Source organism: Pseudomonas sp. SGAir0191 (genome assembly GCF_002812565.2).
In the GTDB taxonomy this organism is placed as follows: domain Bacteria; phylum Pseudomonadota; class Gammaproteobacteria; order Pseudomonadales; family Pseudomonadaceae; genus Aquipseudomonas; species Aquipseudomonas parafulva_B.
Map to the genome: position 1 here is coordinate 1,148,725 of NZ_CP025035.2, position 17,899 is coordinate 1,166,623.

The 17,899-nt window shown below is 61.6% G+C and carries 17 protein-coding genes; 13 read left to right on the forward strand and 4 right to left on the reverse strand.

Features of this window, described 5'->3' with window-relative positions:
* Positions 1-23 precede the first annotated feature (23 nt).
* Positions 24-1,313 (reverse strand): OprD family porin, encoded by a 1,290-nt coding sequence (locus tag CWR53_RS05210; RefSeq protein WP_100850969.1) that lies wholly within the window; start codon positions 1,311-1,313, stop codon positions 24-26.
* Positions 1,314-1,511: 198 nt separating this feature from the next.
* Here CWR53_RS05210 and CWR53_RS05215 point away from each other — a divergent pair, with 198 nt between their 5' ends.
* Together CWR53_RS05215 and CWR53_RS05220 are read left to right on the forward strand one after the other, a co-directional pair.
* Positions 1,512-2,183, forward strand: a complete 672-nt coding sequence (locus CWR53_RS05215) for a response regulator (RefSeq protein WP_078478079.1) — start codon at positions 1,512-1,514, stop codon at positions 2,181-2,183.
* Positions 2,176-3,555 carry a sensor histidine kinase gene (locus CWR53_RS05220; protein WP_058639953.1) on the forward strand — a complete coding sequence of 460 codons (1,380 nt, stop codon included), beginning with the start codon at positions 2,176-2,178 and terminating at the stop codon, positions 3,553-3,555. The genes CWR53_RS05215 and CWR53_RS05220 overlap by 8 nt, the downstream gene beginning before the upstream one ends.
* 44 nt (positions 3,556-3,599) lie before the next feature.
* Here the strand turns inward: CWR53_RS05220 and CWR53_RS05225 are convergent, their stop codons facing one another.
* Both CWR53_RS05225 and CWR53_RS05230 read right to left on the reverse strand, forming a co-directional pair.
* Entirely contained in the window at positions 3,600-4,406 is an 807-nt protein-coding gene (locus tag CWR53_RS05225; RefSeq protein ID WP_100850970.1) for an HDOD domain-containing protein, read from the reverse strand.
* 56 nt (positions 4,407-4,462) lie between these two features.
* On the reverse strand, positions 4,463-5,404 hold the full coding sequence (locus tag CWR53_RS05230) for a folate-binding protein YgfZ (protein ID WP_100850971.1): 942 nt from the start codon (positions 5,402-5,404) through the stop codon (positions 4,463-4,465).
* A 135-nt stretch (positions 5,405-5,539) separates the two neighbouring features.
* Between CWR53_RS05230 and CWR53_RS05235 the strand changes: the two genes are divergently transcribed.
* The 3 genes from CWR53_RS05235 (at position 5,540) to CWR53_RS22910 (ending at position 7,144) form a co-directional block, all read left to right on the forward strand.
* On the forward strand, positions 5,540-5,794 hold the full coding sequence (locus CWR53_RS05235) for a succinate dehydrogenase assembly factor 2 (protein ID WP_058603186.1): 255 nt from the start codon (positions 5,540-5,542) through the stop codon (positions 5,792-5,794).
* On the forward strand, positions 5,778-6,236 hold the full coding sequence (locus CWR53_RS05240) for a protein YgfX (RefSeq protein ID WP_100850972.1): 459 nt from the start codon (positions 5,778-5,780) through the stop codon (positions 6,234-6,236). Before CWR53_RS05235 ends, CWR53_RS05240 begins: the two co-directional genes overlap by 17 nt.
* Positions 6,237-6,856: 620 nt before the next feature.
* A complete protein-coding gene (locus tag CWR53_RS22910) occupies positions 6,857-7,144 on the forward strand; it encodes a hypothetical protein (RefSeq protein ID WP_181405501.1) in 288 nt (95 codons plus the stop codon).
* 305 nt (positions 7,145-7,449) lie between these two features.
* Here CWR53_RS22910 and nadB read toward each other — a convergent pair whose 3' ends face one another.
* Positions 7,450-9,054, reverse strand: coding sequence for an L-aspartate oxidase (gene nadB / locus CWR53_RS05250; RefSeq protein WP_058605213.1), 1,605 nt, complete (start codon positions 9,052-9,054; stop codon positions 7,450-7,452).
* Between the two features lie 433 nt (positions 9,055-9,487).
* Here nadB and rpoE point away from each other — a divergent pair, with 433 nt between their 5' ends.
* The 8 genes from rpoE to era all read left to right on the forward strand — a co-directional run bounded on the left by rpoE (position 9,488) and on the right by era (position 17,859).
* Complete coding sequence (gene rpoE / locus CWR53_RS05255) at positions 9,488-10,069, forward strand: RNA polymerase sigma factor RpoE (RefSeq protein ID WP_003252049.1); 582 nt, start codon at positions 9,488-9,490, stop codon at positions 10,067-10,069.
* A gap of 31 nt (positions 10,070-10,100) precedes the next feature.
* Positions 10,101-10,691, forward strand: coding sequence for a sigma-E factor negative regulatory protein (locus CWR53_RS05260; RefSeq protein WP_023535291.1), 591 nt, complete (start codon positions 10,101-10,103; stop codon positions 10,689-10,691).
* Positions 10,692-10,703: 12 nt separating this feature from the next.
* Positions 10,704-11,663 (forward strand): MucB/RseB C-terminal domain-containing protein, encoded by a 960-nt coding sequence (locus tag CWR53_RS05265; RefSeq protein WP_100850973.1) that lies wholly within the window; start codon positions 10,704-10,706, stop codon positions 11,661-11,663.
* A 226-nt stretch (positions 11,664-11,889) separates the two neighbouring features.
* Entirely contained in the window at positions 11,890-13,275 is a 1,386-nt protein-coding gene (locus tag CWR53_RS05270; RefSeq protein ID WP_375335483.1) for a DegQ family serine endoprotease, read from the forward strand.
* Between the two features lie 182 nt (positions 13,276-13,457).
* The gene (gene lepA, locus CWR53_RS05275; protein ID WP_023535281.1) at positions 13,458-15,257 is read left to right on the forward strand and encodes a translation elongation factor 4; all 1,800 of its coding nucleotides are present in this window, start codon (positions 13,458-13,460) and stop codon (positions 15,255-15,257) included.
* Between the two features lie 5 nt (positions 15,258-15,262).
* Positions 15,263-16,117: a signal peptidase I gene (gene lepB / locus CWR53_RS05280; protein ID WP_058605209.1), complete on the forward strand. Its 855-nt coding sequence runs from the start codon at positions 15,263-15,265 to the stop codon at positions 16,115-16,117.
* A 157-nt stretch (positions 16,118-16,274) separates the two neighbouring features.
* Positions 16,275-16,964, forward strand: a complete 690-nt coding sequence (gene rnc / locus CWR53_RS05285) for a ribonuclease III (protein WP_023535270.1) — start codon at positions 16,275-16,277, stop codon at positions 16,962-16,964.
* Positions 16,957-17,859: a GTPase Era gene (gene era / locus CWR53_RS05290; RefSeq protein ID WP_058605208.1), complete on the forward strand. Its 903-nt coding sequence runs from the start codon at positions 16,957-16,959 to the stop codon at positions 17,857-17,859. The genes rnc and era overlap by 8 nt, the downstream gene beginning before the upstream one ends.
* The last annotated feature ends 40 nt before the right edge of the window (positions 17,860-17,899 follow it).

The window sequence follows — 17,899 nt, forward strand, 5'->3', positions numbered from 1 at the left end:
CCGTAGGCGTTGTTGTTATCGGGTTACCACAGGGCGACGCTGTAGCTCACCAGCAGCCGCACTTCGTCGGCGTCACGGGCGAAATTGGAGCGGAAGGTCGCGTTTCGCAGGCGCACCGCCACGTTCTTGAGCGGGCCGTTCTGCACCACGTATTTCAGCTCGGTATCGCGTTCCCATTCCTTGCCCTCGCCACCGCTGGCTCGGCTGACGTTGTCGCCGCTGATGTAGCGGGTCAGGAACGTCAGGCCAGGAACGCCGAGTGCGGCAAAGTTGTAGTCGTAGCGGGCCTGCCAGGAGCGCTCGTCGGCATTGGCGAAGTCGTTGATCTGGACGAAGTTGACCAGGTATGGGTCGGCACCATCGACATAGGGGAACGCGCTGTCGCCGGTCAGCTGCTGCCAGCCGGCGCTGAACTTGTGCCCGCCCAAGGCATAACTGACCATGCCGTTGAAGGTGGTGTTGTCGATGCTGCCGGCCCTGGCAGCGCCTGCGTCATCGCTCAGCGCCAGGCGCAGGTCGAAGGCCAGTGCGCCTGGGCCCACGGCTTGGGTGGCGAGCAGGCCGATGAAGTGCTGGCGGTAGATGTCGTCCAGTTGGGCGAAGTGGTAGCTGCCGGTCAGCCGGTCGTTGAACTGGTAGTCCAGCCCGGCCAGGGACAGGTTGTCTGCGCTGAACGAGCCACCGAAGCGGCCATTCTTGTTGTTCAGTGCCAGGTCTTCCCAGTTGGTGTCGTCACGGTCCTTGGCCTTGTCCAGGCGCCCGCCGGTGAAGGTCAGGCCCTTGATTTCCTTGGAGGTGAGCAGCCCGCCTTCGAACGTCTGCGGCAGAATGCGGCCATCGTTGGGGCGAAGGGTGGGCAGGGAAGGGATCAGCGTGCCGATCTTGAGTTCGGTTTTGGAAATCTTGGCCTTGGCGGTCAGGCCGAGCTTTGAGTACTCGTCGGCAGCTTTGCCGTTGTCATGGGTCGGCAGCAGGCCACTGCCGGTGCGGTCGGGACTTGAATCGAGCTTGATGCCCATCATGCCGAGCGCATCTACGCCGAAGCCTACGGTGCCTTCGGTATAACCGGATTCGAGGTTGAGCATGAACCCCTGGGCCCATTCGTCGCGCTCGGATTGTTGCGCACTGGTGCCATCGCGAAAGTCGCGATTGAAGTACATGTTGCGGGTTTCGAAGGTGGCCGTGCTGTCTTCGAAGAAGGCGGCCTGGCTGAGCGGGGCGACGCCGGCGAGCGCGAGGGCGCTGGCAATGGCGCCGGGGCGTGCGGCAAAGGAACGAGCAGGTGCGAATGCCTGCGGCTGCAATGACAGCATCGTTGTGGCTCCGTTTCTTGTTCTTATTCGATTGCACCTTGCTGGTGCTTTATTCGGCGCTCGGGGCGACCGTGGTGCGATGCTAGGTAACGAACCTTTCGCTAACCTTTCAGCGTGAAAGGTTTGTCGAGCCGGCTTCACAGGTCGCCGCGGCGGGGTACACTCCGCGCCATCGCCCCACCGAACAGGGACAATCCGATGCGTGTGTTGCTGGTAGAAGACCATCTGCAATTGGCTGACAGCGTGGCCCAGGCCCTGAAAGGTCTAGGCCTGACGGTGGATGTGCTGCATGACGGGGTAGCTGCCGACCTTGCGCTTGGCAGTGAGGACTACGCCGTGGCCGTGCTCGACGTGGGCTTGCCGCGTATGGATGGCTTCGAGGTGCTGGCACGCTTGCGCGGGCGTGGCAAGACCGTGCCGGTGCTGATGCTCACCGCCCGCAGCGACGTGAAGGATCGGGTCCATGGCCTGAACCTGGGGGCTGACGATTACCTGGCCAAGCCGTTCGAGTTGACCGAGCTTGAGGCACGGGTCAAGGCGCTGCTGCGCCGTAGTGTGCTGGGGGGTGAGCGCCAGCAGCGCTGCGGGCCGCTGGTGTATGACCTCGATACCCGGCGGTTCACCTTGGGTGAAGCGCCGTTGTCCCTGACCTCCCGCGAGCAGGGGGTGCTCGAAGCCTTGATTGCCCGGCCGGGCCGGGTGATGAGCAAGGAACAGTTGGCGGCCCAGGTGTTCGGCCTGGACGAGGACGCCAGCCCCGATGCCATCGAGATCTACGTCCATCGCCTGCGCAAGAAGCTCGATGGCCATCCGGTGGCCATCGTCACCTTCCGCGGCCTGGGGTACCTGCTCGAGCATCGCGATGCGTGAAAACATCAGCCTGCGTGGGCGCCTGCTGGGCAATCTGGCGTTGCTGCTGGTGGTCCTGATGCTGGCCAGTGGGCTCAGTGCCTACTGGAACGGCCGTGAGGCAGCGGACACCGCCTACGACCGAACCCTGCTGGCGTCCGCCCGCACCATCGCCGCGGGCCTGTCGCAACGCGACGGCTCGTTGAGCGCAGATGTGCCCTATGTGGCGCTCGATACCTTTGCCTACGACAGCGCTGGACGCATCTACTACCAAGTCCTGGACATCAACCAGCGGCTGATTTCAGGGTATGAAAAGCTGCCGCCTCCGCCGCCTGGCACCCCGCGCACGGATGACTATCCCGCCCTGGCGCGATTCTATGACGCGACGTATCTGGGACAGAACGTGCGAGTGGTCAGCCTGCTCAAAGCGGTGAGCGAGCCGAACATGAACGGCATGGCGGAAATCCGCGTGGCCGAAACGGATGAGGCGCGGGTGAGCATGGCTCGCGGCCTGATGGGCGATACGTTGCTGCGCCTGGGCATGTTGGCCCTGGGCGCTTTGGTGATGGTGTGGTTCGCCGTCAGTGCGGCGCTGCGACCGCTCGAGCGCCTGCGCACAGCGGTCGAAGAGCGCCAGCCGGACGATCTGCGCCCGTTGCCGGTGGTGCAGGTGCAGCCTGAGCTGCGGCCACTGGTAGGGGCGCTCAACCATTTTACCGAACGTCTGCGTGCACAGTTCGAGCGCCAGGCGCAGTTCATCGCCGATGCTGCCCACGAACTGCGTACGCCCTTGGCGGCGCTCAAGGCGCGGGTGGAGCTGGGTTTGCGCGCCAGTGAACCGCAGCAGTGGCATCAAACGCTGGAAGCGGCGGCCCAGGGCACCGACAAATTGACGCACCTGGCCAACCAGTTGCTTTCACTGGCACGTGTGGAAAACGGCGCGCGTGCAATCGCCGAGGGGGGCGCTCAGCGCTTGGACCTCAGCCAGCTGGCGCGCGAGCTGGGCATGGCCATGGCGCCGTTGGCGCACAACCGCGGGGTTGCGCTGGCCCTCGAGGCGCAGGCGCCGGTATGGCTCAAGGGCGAGCCAACGTTGCTCAACGAGCTGTTGAGCAACTTGGTCGACAATGCCCTGGCCCACACCCCCAAGGGTGGCAACGTCATCCTGCGCGTGCTCGCGCCTGCGGTGCTCGAGGTGGAAGACGACGGCCCCGGCATTCCAGAGGCCGAGCGCGAGCGGGTGTTCGAGCGTTTCTATCGCCGTAGCGCCCAGGGCAGCGGGTTGGGCCTTGCGATCGTGGGAGAGATCTGCCGGGCTCACCTGGCGCAGATCAGCCTGCATGATGGTGACAACGGCGGGCTGCGCGTGCGGGTGAGTTTCATCGCTGACTGAGCGCAGGCGGCCGGAGCACCCGGCGGCCAGACAGTGTGAAGCCCTCAGCGCAACAAGCTTCGGGCTTCGAGCAGGTCCTCGGCGTGCAGCTCGCTGCCCATGGGCAAGCCCAGGTGTCGGTAGGCTGGCAAGGCTGCCAGCGGCCTTTCCCGACCACGTTGGCTGACACAGCGAGCGATCTGGACCACATCGATGTAGTCGATGCGGTCGGTCTGCCGATCCAGGTCCTGAACCAGGCCAGGCAGCTTGACCAGCTGTTCGGGGAACTCCCAGGCCTTGAGTATCTTGTCGCCCAGGACGGGCTGGATCAGTTCGATGACATGGTGCAGGCAGACCGGATCGGACAGCAGTTCGTTGTGCTCCTCGGCGTAGATCAGTACCGGCAGCGCGCCGATCTGGTTGACCAGGCCGCCCAGTGCCGCCTGATCAGGCTTGAGCCGCGTGTAGCGCCGGGCCAACTCGTAGCTCATCCCCGCGACTTCGAGGCTGTTGGCCCAGATTTCGCGCAGTTTCTGCTCCACGGCAGGCGAGCGCGCATGGAAGATCTGCTCGATGACCAGGCCGATGGCCAGGTTGCAGCTGTAGTTGATGCCCAGGCGGGTGATGGCCGTGTGCAGCTCGGTCACCTCGACCGTGGCTCGCAGCAGCGGGCTGTTGACCACCTTGATCAGGCGTGCCGACAAGGCGGCATCGCGGCCGATCACCCGGCTCAAGGCCGACACGCTGATCTCGCTGTCTTCCGCAGCCTCGCGGATGCTCAAGGCAACCTCAGGTAAAGTCGGAAGTACCAGGTCATCCTTTTCAATGGCATCCAGCAATTGCGCCTGGACCATTTCGGCCAGCTTGTTCATGGACATGTCTACCGCAGTGGTGAAGCGGCCCCGCTGTCAAGGCGGGGCGGGGCTGGTCAGCGCTGGATTTCCCTGTCGCGGTCCAGTTCGTAGGGCAGGGGCAGCACCTGCAGGCGCGGGCCTTCGAGATGACCCAAGTGCAGGTTGCCATCTTCCACGGCATCGGCTGCGATCACAGCGAGCAGTTCACAGCCAGTGCCGGTACTGGCCGCCATCACCACGTCGCCCACCGAGGAGCCATGCACGGGGGAGAAGAGCTGCTCCCCGGCTGCCGGCAGAGCTTGCTGATCGATGGCCAGGCGGTACATGCGACGCTTGAGCTTGCCCAGGTACTGCATGCGCGCAACGATTTCCTGGCCGGTGTAGCACCCTTTCTTGAAGCTGACACCATCGACGGATTGCAGGTTGATCATTTGCGGAATGAACTGCTCGCGGGTAGGGCCAAACACCTGGCCAATGCCGGCGCGCACCTGCCCCAGCAGCCATGGGTTAAGGTCACCTTCGGGCAACGTGCCGGCCAGGGTCTTGCGCACCTCGCCTGCCAGCTCCGCCGGTGCCCAGAGCTCAGCGCGGCCTGTGCTGACCGTTACAGCGATCAGCCCTTCTCGCCGTGCAGTGCTGCCGGCTTCAGGTGCCAGTTCCAAACCCAGCGCCGCAAGCGCTGCCTGGCCGTCGTGCAGGCCGAAACGCACCCAGGCGGCGCTCTCGTCGGTCAGGGTGGCTTTGGAGAATACGGCGTACTTCTTCAGGTCGGCCAGTTGCGGCTCCAGCAGTTCACTGGCCATGGCCAGGAGGTAACCGTTGCCTTCGGGCAGAATCCTGAAACTGGACTGCATGCGCCCCTTGACCATGCAACGTGCGCCAAAGCTGGCGTATTCGGGGCTGAGGTAGTTGATGTTGCAGGTCAGCTGGCCCTGCAGGAACTTGCCTGCATCGGAGCCGCGGACAGCGAGAATGCCTTCGTGGGACAGAGGGCAGAAGAAAGCGGTATCGGCCATGGGTCATCGCGGTGGCTTAAAGTCTGGGGCCATCATAGAACGCCGGTAACAAAATAGGTAGGTGACTTAGACCAACAGCTGGCTGTCGCTTCGCGCGGCTGACTGTATACTGGCGGGCCACTCGAGGAGGGCCCCATGGTCGAACAAACTGAACTCAACCGGCTTTTCTGGCACAGCCGCCGCGGCATGCTGGAACTGGACGTCCTGCTGGTGCCTTTCACCCAGGAGGTCTACCCCACCCTCAACGAAGCCGATCGTCAGTTGTATGTTCGGCTGCTGAGCTGTGAGGACCAGGACATGTTCGGCTGGTTCATGGAGCGTACCGAGTCCGAGGACCCGGAGTTGCAGCGCATGGTTCGCATCATCCTGGACCGTGTCCAACCCAAGTGAGTGGTTCGAATGCCGCTGGCAGGGCTCACGCCTGTTGCTGGCGGCCTACCTGATCTGCCAGGTACTCGCCTGGTTCGCCGTGCTTGTCAGCCCGTTACCGTCCTGGTTGGGGCTGCTGGTGATCGCCGCGTGCATCGTCCATGCGGCCTGGGCTATTCCGCGTCGTATTCTGTTGACCCATGTTCAGGCTGTCACCGGGCTGCGCCGTGATGGGGCCGGCTGGTGGGTGTTTTCACGTGCCCGGGGGTGGCAGCCGGTACAGCTGTGTCGTGACAGCATCGCGTTGCCGTCGCTCGTGGTGCTGAGATTCATCCCTGTTGGGGCGTGGTGGGGGCGCAGCCAGTGTGTGCCCAGGGATGCGCTTGGGACAGATGAGCATCGGCGTTTGCGGGTAAGGTTGAAGTTCAGCCGAAGGCGCTGGGTGGCGCCCATACAGTCCTAACGACCGAGCCGAGCGCCGCGTCTCCTCGCTCTCGCTCTCGCTCTTGCTCTTGCTTCTAAGCGTGCGATAGCTCAGGCGCCACAGATCGCGACTTCAGGAGGCCGAGCGCAGGGCTTGCGGAGGGAGGTGACAGGCATGGATGCCTGTCAAGCGCTGGGCCCCAGGATGGGGCCTGCAGCGCGGTCCTCCCGGGAGCAAGCCCGGAGCGAGGGAACCCCGAAGCGTAGCGTAGGGGCCGGATGATAGGAGCAGGCGGTTTTTGCTTACTTTTTGACAAGACAAAAAGTAAGCCGCCGTAAGGGCGGAAAGGTGACTGTGCGCCACCCGTGCCAATGAATACCAACTTGCTGTATGCGCCCACGCTTTCAAGTTTCAAGTTTGATTGCGTTGGCGTGGGTATTGAAAGAGAGCATATTCCATTTGCGATGGCGACGCTTAGTCACCTTTTCGCCATTACGGCGAGTCACTTTTTGTCAAACGCGACAAAAAGTAACCAAAAAACGCTGTGCTCCATTCATACGGCCCCTACGCTACGCTTCGGGGTTCCCTCACTCCGGTCTTGCTCCCGGGAGGACCGCGCTGTAGGCCCCATCCTGGGGCCCAGCGCTTGACAGGCATCCATGCCTGTCACCTCCCTCCGCAAGCCCTGCGTTCGGCCTTCTGAAGTCGCGAAGATCAAGATCAAGATCAAGATCAAGATCAAGATCAAGATCAAGATCAAGATCAAGATCAAGATCAAGATCAAGATCAAGATCAAGATCAAGATCAAGATCAAGATCAAGATCAAGATCAAGATCAAGATCAAGATCAAGATCAACAGCAGCAACACGCATCGAGCATCTTATCCTGGGCGATGCTACGAGCTTGAATATCATGAACGAGTATTATCTAAAGAAGAGGTTGTATGAGCTAGTAATGCTACTCAACTTCCATCTCATAGACATTGGCAAACTGTTTCATGGTGCATGGAGAAATACGTCTTGCACCGCCCTCAAAAGCCAACGAATTTCGCGTAGGAGCGGTCTTGTGCCGCGATGGGCCGCGCAGCGGCCCCGACAATGCGGGCCGCGAAGCTAAAACCCTTCGACCGCTGCCTAGCTCTTCGCGCCCTGCCCAGCCCCGGCAATGCCGCACCCGTGTAATTAAGCCAAGGACGCTTGACGTTGCAGGGCCAGTCCCTGAAACCGCCTCAGCAGTCCCTGGTACCCTCTATTCAATCGGGCTGAAGCACCGTGTCCCTGGCCTCACCAAGCATCGCCGGATAATCCAGCGTGTAATGCAACCCCCGGCTCTCCTTGCGCTGCATCGCCGAGCGAATCATTAACTCCGCCACCTGCGCCAAATTGCGCAACTCGATCAAATCCCGACTGACCTTGTAGTTGCTGTAGAACTCATCGATTTCATCGAGCAACAACCGCACGCGATGCTGGGCCCGTTGCAACCGCTTGCTGGTCCGCACGATCCCCACGTAATCCCACATGAAGCGCCGTAGCTCATCCCAGTTATGCGCGATGATCACATCCTCGTCCGAGTCCGTGACCTGGCTGGCGTCCCATCCCGGCAAGGCCTCAGGCATGCCCACATTTTCGAGGTTCGCCTGGATGTCGGCCGCCGCCGCCCGGCCGTAGACGAAGCACTCCAGCAGCGAGTTGCTGGCCATGCGATTGGCGCCATGCAGCCCCGTGAAGCTGGTTTCACCAATCGCATACAGCCCCGGCACATCCGTGTGTCCCCTGTCGTCCACCATGACGCCACCACAGGTGTAATGCGCTGCCGGCACAACAGGTATTGGCTGGCGCGTGATGTCGATGCCAAAGCTCAGGCACCGCTCGTAAACGGTGGGGAAGTGGCTCTTGATGAACTCGACAGGCTTGTGCGAGATGTCCAGGTAGACGCAGTCCACCCCCAGGCGCTTCATTTCATGGTCGATCGCCCGCGCCACGATGTCGCGCGGGGCAAGCTCCTCGCGCGGGTCGAAGCGGGGCATGAAGCGCTCGCCGTTGGGCAGGCGAAGCAGGGCGCCTTCGCCACGCAGGGCCTCGGTGATCAAAAAGCTCTTGGCCTGCGGGTGATAAAGGCACGTAGGGTGGAACTGGTTGAACTCAAGGTTTGCAACCCTGCAGCCGGCCCGCCAGGCCATGGCGATACCATCACCGCACGCGCCATCCGGGTTGCTGGTGTACAAGTACACTTTCGCCGCACCCCCCGTGGCCAGCACCGTGAACCGCGCACCGAACGTGTCCACCTGGCCCGTGTTGCGGTCCAGCACATAGGCGCCCAGGCAGCGCTCACCGTCCCAGCCCAAGCGCCGCTCGGTGATCAGGTCCACGGCCACACGCTGCTCCAGCAGCTCGATGTTCGGGCGCTGCCTGGCCTGGGCCAGCAAGGTGTTGAAGATGGCCGCGCCCGTGGCATCGGCGGCATGGATGATGCGCCGGTGGCTATGGCCACCTTCACGCGTTAGATGAAATTCGAAGCCTGCGTCGACGACGCCATGGGGCTCGTCCCGGGTGAACGGCACGCCTTGCTCGATCAGCCACTCGATGGCTTCGCGGCTGTGCTCCACGGTAAAGCGAACGGCGTCTTCGTGGCACAGGCCGCCGCCGGCATTGAGGGTGTCCTCTACATGGGACTGAATCGTATCGGCGCCATCGAGCACCGCCGCTACGCCCCCTTGGGCCCAGTAGGTCGAACCGCTGGCCAGGTCACCCTTGCTCAGCACCGCAATGCGCAGATTCGCAGGCAGGTTCAGGGCCAGGCTAAGGCCCGCTGCGCCGCTGCCGATAACCAGGACATCATGTTGGAATTGTTGGCTCATGTCAGGACACTAGTAATCTTCGGAAGGGGCACGGCACAATAGCCACGCGTCGATGGCATTGTGAAACTATCGTTTATTGGCCAGGTGGCCTTTATAGCAGCCTCGGGTGGCCCTTTTCCATGCCGCTCGCCCGATAACGGCAGGCATTGTGGGAACTTTCCAGCGTGCCTGGAAATCCTATGAAGGCTGCCCGCACGCCAACAATTTGCCGCGGCGACGCAGGGCGGTAGCTCGACATTGGGCTCACCTGCGTATTCGTAACCTGATTATCGACGTTGTCGGCTGCTGCCGTACCGCGTCTTCCGTGCACGCCGCTCAAGGTCTGCAGGAAACTTGCTTGGAGGGGAGAACTTTTGCGCAAAGCCCGAGTCTATGGTTGCAAGCCTGAGCGATGGCCGCTGCAACACTCCTTCGAGTTCACCGAGGAGTGTTCATGCTAACCCAGGAAGAAGATCAGCAACTGGTCGAGCGCGTACAGCGCGGCGACAGGCGAGCTTTCGATCTATTGGTGCTCAAGTACCAGCACAAGATTCTCGGGTTGATCGTGCGGTTTGTCCATGACACCCACGAAGCCCAGGACGTAGCACAGGAAGCGTTCATCAAGGCGTACCGTGCGCTTGGCAATTTCCGCGGTGACAGTGCGTTTTACACGTGGCTGTACCGCATCGCCATCAATACGGCGAAGAACTACCTGGTGTCCCGTGGAAGACGGCCGCCAGACAGCGATGTGAGCTCCGAGGATGCGGAGTTTTACGACGGCGATCATGGCCTCAAGGATCTTGAGTCCCCGGAGCGCTCGTTGTTGCGGGATGAGATCGAAGGCACTGTCCATCGCACCATTCAGCAACTGCCAGAAGACTTGCGTACGGCGCTGACCCTGCGAGAGTTCGATGGCCTGAGTTACGAAGACATTGCCAGCGTCATGCAATGTCCAGTGGGTACCGTGCGCTCTCGGATCTTCCGCGCTCGGGAGGCCATTGACAAAGCCTTGCAGCCTTTGCTGCAGGAAACCTGAGACAGCGGCTACAGCCAAAAGAGGAACCGCCATGAGTCGTGAAGCTTTGCAGGAATCGCTGTCCGCGGTAATGGATAACGAAGCGGACCAACTGGAATTGCGTCGGGTATTGAATGCCGTCGACGATGCCGAAACCCGTGCCACCTGGTCGCGTTACCAGGTAGCCCGCGCAGCCATGCACAAGGAGCTGCTGCTGCCTAATCTGGACATCGCCTCGGCGGTATCGGCGGCACTGGCCGATGAGGCCGTACCTGCCAAGGCCAAGCAAGGCCCATGGCGCACCGTAAGCCGTGTGGCCGTTGCCGCGTCGGTTACCCTCGCCGTATTGGCAGGTGTGCGCCTGTACAACCAGGACGATATCACCGGTGCTCAGCTTGCTGCCCAGCAGCCTGTTCAGCAGGGTGTGACCGTGCCTCAGGCCCAAGGCCCTGCCGTACTGGCCGGCTACAGCGAAAGCAGCGATCAGCCGACTGGCCCAATGGCCAACGGCGTGCTGCAGAACCAGGCTGGCTGGGATCAGCGCCTGCCAGGTTACCTGCGTCAACATGCCCAGGAGTCCGCTCTGAAGGGTTCTGAAACCGCATTGCCTTACGCCCGCGCCGCCAGCCTGGAAAACCGCTAATTAGGGAGGCTCATGCGCGCGCTACCTCTCCTGTCGCTGCTGCTCGGCAGCTGCATGACGGTGCCAGCATTGGCAGCCAACTCTTCGCCTGAGGCGAACGAGTGGCTGAATAAGCTGGCACAGGCCGAGCAACGACAGAGCTACCTGGGCGCCTTCGTTTACGAACGTAACGGCAGCTTTTCAACCCACGATATCTGGCACCGTGTCCAAGAGGGCAAGGTCAGCGAGCGGCTACTGCAGCTCGATGGCACCGCCCAGGAAATCGTGCGCGTCGATGGCAAGGTACAGTGCGTCAGTGGCGGGCTTGCCGAGGGTATCTCGGCGCCGCCCGACAGTGCGCCACGCCGCCTTGACCCTCTCAAGCTCATGAGTTGGTATGACCTGTCCGTGTCCGGCAAATCTCGCGTTGCCGGCCGGGACGCGGTGGTCGTGTCACTCTCGCCGCGTGATCAGCACCGCTACGGCTACGAACTGCACCTGGACCGTGTAACGGGCTTACCGCTGCGCTCGCTGATGCTCAACGAGAAAGGTCAGTTGCTGGAGCGCTTCCAGATGACTCGGCTCGAAGCGCGTGTGCCAACCGACGACGATCTGCGCCCAAGTTCGGCCTGCAAGCCCGTGGTGGCGGCAGCCCCTGCCGGCGGTGCTGTGTCTGGGTGGCGATCCGATTGGCTGCCTTCGGGGTTCGAAGTGGTCAATAGCACCATCCGCCGCGAACCTGGGCAGGGTGGCCCGGTCAGCATCTTGATGTATGACGACGGTCTGGCGCGGTTCTCTGTTTTCATCGAGCCTGTGAAAGGCGAGGCTGGCGCCGATGTGCGTACCCAGTTGGGCCCCACGTCGGCGGTATCAAGGCGACTGAGTACACCCAAGGGCCAGATGATGGTGACCGTCGTTGGCGAGATCCCGCTCGGTACGGCCGAACGCGTCGCCTTGTCGATGCGTCCTCAAGATGCCCAGGCGAGTCATTGATCGAAGGCTGATGGCGAGCGTTCTTGTGCAGAGCGTGGCTTTTTGAAATGAAATTAAAGCATTGTCATTTGCAATCTAACGGCAAATTTTCTATAGGTCAGGCTTCTGGGAGTCTGGCCATTGCTGCGTTGTGCAGGGTCGTTTTTTAATTACCGCTCGTTGTGACGGGAGCCGTATGTCAATACCTCGCTTGAAACCCTATCTATCGTTCTTCGCGGCCGTGCTGATGCTCGGGCAAGTGCTGACGGTCCAGGCTGAAGAAGCCTTGCCGGATTTCACGACACTGGTCGAGCAAGCCTCGCCTGCGGTTGTGAACATCAGTACCAAGCAGAAGCTTCCGGACCGTCGCATCGCTGCGGGTCAAATGCCGGATCTTGAAGGTCTGCCGCCAATGTTCCGCGAATTCTTCGAGCGCAACCTTCCGCAGCAACCGCGTGCGCCGCGTGGTGATCGCCAGCGTGAGGCGCAATCACTGGGCTCGGGCTTCATCATCTCCAGCGACGGCTATGTGCTGACCAATAACCATGTAATCGCCGACGCCGACGAAATCATCGTGCGCCTGTCCGATCGTAGCGAATTGCAAGCCAAGCTGGTCGGTACCGACCCGCGCACCGACGTCGCGCTGCTGAAGGTGGAGGGCAAGAACCTGCCTACCGTCAAGCTGGGGGATTCGGAAAAGCTCAAGGTCGGCGAATGGGTATTGGCCATCGGTTCGCCGTTCGGCTTCGACCACTCGGTGACCAAAGGTATCGTCAGTGCCAAAGGCCGCACGCTGCCTAACGACACCTACGTACCATTCATCCAGACCGACGTTGCGATCAACCCGGGTAACTCCGGGGGGCCGCTGTTCAACATGAACGGCGAAGTGGTGGGGATCAACTCGCAGATCTTCACGCGCTCCGGTGGCTTCATGGGCCTGTCGTTCGCGATCCCGATCGACGTGGCCATCGATGTCTCGAATCAGTTGAAGAAGGACGGCAAGGTCAGCCGCGGCTGGCTGGGCGTTGTCATCCAGGAGGTCAACAAGGACCTGGCTGAATCCTTCGGTCTGGACAAACCGGCCGGTGCGCTGGTCGCCCAGGTGCTTGAAAACGGGCCTGCTGCCAAAGGCGGCCTGCAGGTCGGTGATGTCATCCTGAGCATGAATGGCCAGCCGATCATCATGTCGGCCGACCTGCCGCACCTGGTAGGTGGCCTGAAGGATGGTGCCAAGGCCAGGTTGGACATCATTCGCAACGGTAAGCGTCAAACCCTCGATGTCAGCGTTGGCGCACTGCCAGACGACGATGCCGACATCGGCGCCGGTGCCGGCGACAGCAATGTCGAGCGCAGCAGCAATCGCCTGGGCGTCTCGGTGGCCGACCTTACTGCCGAGCAGAAGAAGTCCCTGGAACTGAAGGGCGGCGTGGTCATCAAGGAAGTGCAGGATGGTCCGGCCGCGCTGATCGGCCTGCGTCCGGGTGACGTCATCAGTCACCTGAACAACCAGGCTATCGGTTCGGCCAAGGAATTCACGCAGATCGCCAAGGAGCTGCCGAAGAACCGCTCTGTCTCCATGCGCGTGTTGCGCCAGGGGCGCGCCAGCTTCATCACCTTCAAGCTCGCCGAGTAAGCGCGGCGGATACGGGAGGAGGGCAGCGACAGCTGCCCTTTTTCATGTGCAGTGAGACTTCCCTGCCAAGCTGCAGGTGACGGCCGGGCAGAGGAATCTCCCACATCCTGGCAGCTTCAGGTACAATTGCCGGCTATTTTTCGGCGGGCGTCCGGCTCGCAGCCTTTTCCGAGTGTTGACCCGTGAGTGATTTGAGTCATATCCGCAATTTCTCCATCATCGCCCACATCGACCATGGCAAGTCGACGCTGGCCGACCGTTTCATTCAAATGTGCGGTGGCCTGACAGCGCGCGAAATGGAAGCCCAGGTGCTCGACTCCATGGACTTGGAGCGCGAACGCGGGATCACCATCAAGGCCCACAGCGTCACGCTCAACTACAAGGCCCAGGACGGCAAGGTCTACCAGCTCAACTTCATCGATACCCCCGGCCACGTCGACTTCACCTATGAAGTCTCGCGCTCGCTGGCGGCGTGCGAAGGGGCGTTGCTGGTGGTCGATGCCGGTCAGGGCGTCGAGGCTCAGTCCGTCGCCAACTGCTACACGGCCATCGAGCAAGGCCTGGAAGTCATGCCGGTCCTGAACAAGATGGACCTGCCACAGGCCGATCCCGATCGCGTCAAGGACGAGATCGAGAAGATCATCGGCATCGATGCCACCGACGCTGTGGCCTGCAGTGCCAAGAGCGGTATGGGGGTGGACGAGGTGCTCGAGCGCCTGGTGCATACCATTCCCGCCCCGACTGGCGATATCGACGCGCCACTGCAAGCCCTGATCATCGACTCCTGGTTCGATAACTACCTGGGGGTGGTCTCGCTGGTGCGCGTGCGCCACGGTCGCGTCAAGAAAGGCGACAAGATTCTGGTCAAGTCCACCGGCAAGCTGCACCTGGTCGACAGCGTGGGCGTGTTCACGCCCAAGCACACCCAGACCGCCGACCTCAAGGCCGGCGAAGTAGGCTTCATCATTGCCAGCATCAAGGACATCCACGGTGCCCCGGTTGGCGATACCCTGACCCTGTCGTCCACTCCGGAAGTCGAAGTGCTGCCTGGGTTCAAGAAGATCCAGCCGCAGGTATACGCCGGCCTGTTCCCGGTCAGTTCCGATGACTTCGAAGACTTCCGCGATGCCCTGCAGAAGCTGACCCTCAACGATTCGTCCCTGCAGTACATGCCCGAAAGCTCCGACGCCCTGGGCTTTGGCTTCCGCTGCGGGTTCCTGGGCATGCTGCACATGGAGATCATCCAGGAGCGCCTGGAGCGCGAGTACGACCTGGACCTGATCACCACCGCGCCCAGCGTGATCTACGAGCTGGAACTCAAGACGGGTGAAACCATTGTCGTCGACAACCCGTCGAAGCTCCCAGACGTCTCGTCGGTCACCGACTTCCGCGAGCCGATCGTGACCGCGACCATCCTGGTGCCGCAAGAACACCTGGGTAACGTGATCACCTTGTGTATCGAGAAGCGTGGCGTTCAGCGCGACATGCAGTTCCTGGGCAGCCAGGTGCAAGTGCGCTACGACATGCCGATGAACGAAGTGGTACTGGACTTCTTCGACCGCTTGAAGTCCACCAGCCGTGGCTATGCTTCGCTGGACTATCACTTCGATCGTTACCAGTCGGCCAACCTGGTCAAGCTGGATGTGTTGATCAACGGCGACAAGGTCGATGCCCTGGCATTGATCGTGCACCGCGACAACGCTGCGTACAAAGGCCGCGCGTTGACCGAGAAGATGAAGGAGCTGATCCCGCGGCAGATGTTCGATGTGGCGATCCAGGCAGCCATTGGTGGCCAGATCATCGCGCGTACCACTGTCAAGGCGCTCAGAAAGAACGTACTGGCCAAATGTTATGGCGGCGACGTCAGCCGTAAGAAGAAGCTGCTCGAGAAGCAGAAGGCCGGTAAGAAACGCATGAAACAGGTGGGCAACGTGGAAATTCCACAAGAAGCCTTCCTCGCCGTGCTCAGGTTGGATAGTTAGGTCCTATGTCGCTAAATTTCCCGCTGTTGCTCGTCATTGCCGTGTTCGTGTGCGGTCTGTTGGGCCTGATCGACCTTTTGTTCCTGGCGCCGCGCCGACGTGCGGCGATCGCCAATTACCAGGGCAGTGTCAGCCAGCCGGAACCGGCGGTGGTCGAGCGCTTGAACAAGGAACCCTTGCTGGTCGAATACGGCAAGTCGTTCTTCCCGGTGCTGTTCATCGTGCTGGTGCTGCGCTCGTTCCTGGTCGAACCGTTCCAGATTCCGTCGGGGTCGATGAAACCCACGCTGGAAGTGGGTGACTTCATCCTGGTGAACAAGTTCTCCTACGGCATCCGCTTGCCGGTGATCGACAAGAAGGTCATCGAGGTGGGCGACCCGCAGCGCGGCGACGTCATGGTGTTCCGCTATCCCAGCGACCCCAACGTCAACTACATCAAGCGCGTCGTCGGCTTGCCCGGTGATCAGATCCGCTACACCAACGACAAGCAGTTGTTCGTCAATGGTCAGCGGGTCGCCGAGCAACTGGTGGGTACCGAGCCCGGAACCCTGGGCAGCGCTCAGCTGTACAAGGAGAAGCTCGGTGCTGCAGAGCACCTGATTCGCAAGGAGATGAGCCGTTATCGCATGCCGCCGGACCAGCAATGGACGGTGCCAGCCGGCCATTACTTCATGATGGGCGACAACCGCGACAACTCCAACGACAGCCGCTACTGGGATGACCCCAATATTCCCAAGGAACTGCACGGCATGGTTCCGGACCGCAACATCGTCGGCAAGGCCTTCGCCGTATGGATGAGCTGGCCTGAGCCGAAACTCAGCCACCTGCCTAACTTGTCGCGGGTCGGACTGATCCATTGATACCCTTCGGCGCTGTCCATACAGCGCCGAATGCTTTTCTGACATAGGCTGTGTCTCAGGGATGGGAGATTCGCCGCCCAGCGTGCGGTGACCATGGCCAAACCGTCTTTCAGGATGCTGATTTGAACAACGCGTTTAACAACGATCGGGTGGCCGCATGACTGCTTCCCTTACCCGCCTGGAGCGAAAGCTCGGTTACACCTTCAAGGACCAGGACCAGATGCTCCTGGCGTTGACCCACCGAAGCTATGCCGGACGCAATAACGAGCGTCTGGAATTCCTCGGTGACGCCATTCTCAACTTCGTCGCCGGCGAGGCGCTGTTCGAGCGCTTCCCTCAGGCCCGTGAAGGGCAGCTGTCACGGCTGCGCGCCCGCCTGGTCAAGGGCGAGACCCTGGCCCGTCTGGCCCGCGGGTTCGACCTGGGCGAATACCTGCGCCTGGGTTCCGGCGAGCTCAAGAGCGGGGGCTTTCGCCGCGAGTCCATTCTGGCCGATGCGCTGGAGGCCTTGATCGGGGCCATCTACCTGGACGCCGACATGGACACGGCCCGCGAGCGCGTGCTTGCCTGGCTGGCCAACGAGTTCGAAGGGCTGACCTTGGTCGACACCAACAAAGATCCTAAAACGCGCCTGCAGGAGTTCCTGCAATCGCGCAGTTGCGAGCTGCCGCGTTACGAAGTGGTGGATATCCAGGGCGAACCTCACTGCCGTACGTTCTTCGTCGAATGCGAAGTGGTGCTGCTGAACAACAAGAGTCGTGGTCAGGGTGTCAGCCGGCGTATCGCCGAGCAGGTAGCCGCTGCGTCCGCATTGATCGCCCTGGGCGTGGAGAATGGCAATGACTGAGAACACCACCACCCGTTGCGGCTACGTCGCCATTGTCGGTCGCCCCAACGTCGGCAAGTCCACCCTGTTGAACCACATCCTCGGTCAGAAGCTGGCCATCACCTCGCGCAAGCCACAGACCACGCGCCACAACATGCTCGGCATCAAGACCGAGGGCCAGGTGCAGGCCATCTACGTCGATACCCCCGGCATGCACAAAGCCAACGACAAGGCCCTGAACCGCTACATGAATCGCAACGCCTCGGCGGCCTTGAAGGACGTCGACGTGGTGATCTTCGTGGTGGACCGCACCCGCTGGACGGATGAGGACCAGCTGGTGCTCGAGCGCGTCCAGTACGTGACCGGCCCGGTGATCCTGGCGGTGAACAAGACTGACCGCATGGATGAAAAGGCCGAGCTCATTCCGCACCTTCAGTGGCTGCAAGGCCAGCTGCCCAATGCCGAGATCGTGCCCATTTCCGCACAGCAGGGCCACAACCTCGAGTCGCTCGAAGCGCTGATTGCCAAGCACCTGCCGGAAAACGAGCATTTCTTCCCGGAAGATCAGATCACCGATCGCAGCAGCCGCTTTCTGGCTGCCGAGCTGGTGCGCGAAAAGATCATGCGGCAACTGGGCGCCGAGCTGCCTTACCAGATCACGGTCGAGATCGAGGAGTTCAAGCAGCAGGGGCATGTGTTGCATATCCATGCACTGATCCTGGTCGAACGCGACGGGCAGAAGAAAATCATCATCGGCGACAAGGGTGAGCGCATCAAGCGCATCGGTTCCGACGCGCGCAAGGACATGGAAGTGCTGTTCGACGCCAAGGTGATGCTCAACCTCTGGGTCAAGGTCAAAGGCGGCTGGTCCGATGACGAGCGCGCCCTGCGCTCGCTGGGTTACGGCGACCTCTAAGGCTCACGCGGCCTGATGCGAGTACGCCCCGGTCGGTGCG

Bases quoted from the DNA above. Each gene is read 5' to 3' on its own strand.
- CWR53_RS05210 (WP_100850969.1), bottom strand. From the start codon at position 1,313: ATGCTGTCATTGCAGCCGCAGGCATTCGCACCTGCTCGTTCCTTTGCC.
- CWR53_RS05215 (WP_078478079.1), top strand. From the start codon at position 1,512: ATGCGTGTGTTGCTGGTAGAAGACCATCTGCAATTGGCTGACAGCGTG.
- CWR53_RS05220 (WP_058639953.1), top strand. From the start codon at position 2,176: ATGCGTGAAAACATCAGCCTGCGTGGGCGCCTGCTGGGCAATCTGGCG.
- CWR53_RS05225 (WP_100850970.1), bottom strand. From the start codon at position 4,406: ATGAACAAGCTGGCCGAAATGGTCCAGGCGCAATTGCTGGATGCCATT.
- CWR53_RS05230 (WP_100850971.1), bottom strand. From the start codon at position 5,404: ATGGCCGATACCGCTTTCTTCTGCCCTCTGTCCCACGAAGGCATTCTC.
- CWR53_RS05235 (WP_058603186.1), top strand. From the start codon at position 5,540: ATGGTCGAACAAACTGAACTCAACCGGCTTTTCTGGCACAGCCGCCGC.
- CWR53_RS22910 (WP_181405501.1), top strand. From the start codon at position 6,857: ATGCCTGTCACCTCCCTCCGCAAGCCCTGCGTTCGGCCTTCTGAAGTC.
- nadB (WP_058605213.1), bottom strand. From the start codon at position 9,054: ATGAGCCAACAATTCCAACATGATGTCCTGGTTATCGGCAGCGGCGCA.
- rpoE (WP_003252049.1), top strand. From the start codon at position 9,488: ATGCTAACCCAGGAAGAAGATCAGCAACTGGTCGAGCGCGTACAGCGC.
- CWR53_RS05260 (WP_023535291.1), top strand. From the start codon at position 10,101: ATGAGTCGTGAAGCTTTGCAGGAATCGCTGTCCGCGGTAATGGATAAC.
- CWR53_RS05265 (WP_100850973.1), top strand. From the start codon at position 10,704: ATGCGCGCGCTACCTCTCCTGTCGCTGCTGCTCGGCAGCTGCATGACG.
- CWR53_RS05270 (WP_375335483.1), top strand. From the start codon at position 11,890: ATGCTCGGGCAAGTGCTGACGGTCCAGGCTGAAGAAGCCTTGCCGGAT.
- lepB (WP_058605209.1), top strand. From the start codon at position 15,263: ATGTCGCTAAATTTCCCGCTGTTGCTCGTCATTGCCGTGTTCGTGTGC.
- rnc (WP_023535270.1), top strand. From the start codon at position 16,275: ATGACTGCTTCCCTTACCCGCCTGGAGCGAAAGCTCGGTTACACCTTC.
- era (WP_058605208.1), top strand. From the start codon at position 16,957: ATGACTGAGAACACCACCACCCGTTGCGGCTACGTCGCCATTGTCGGT.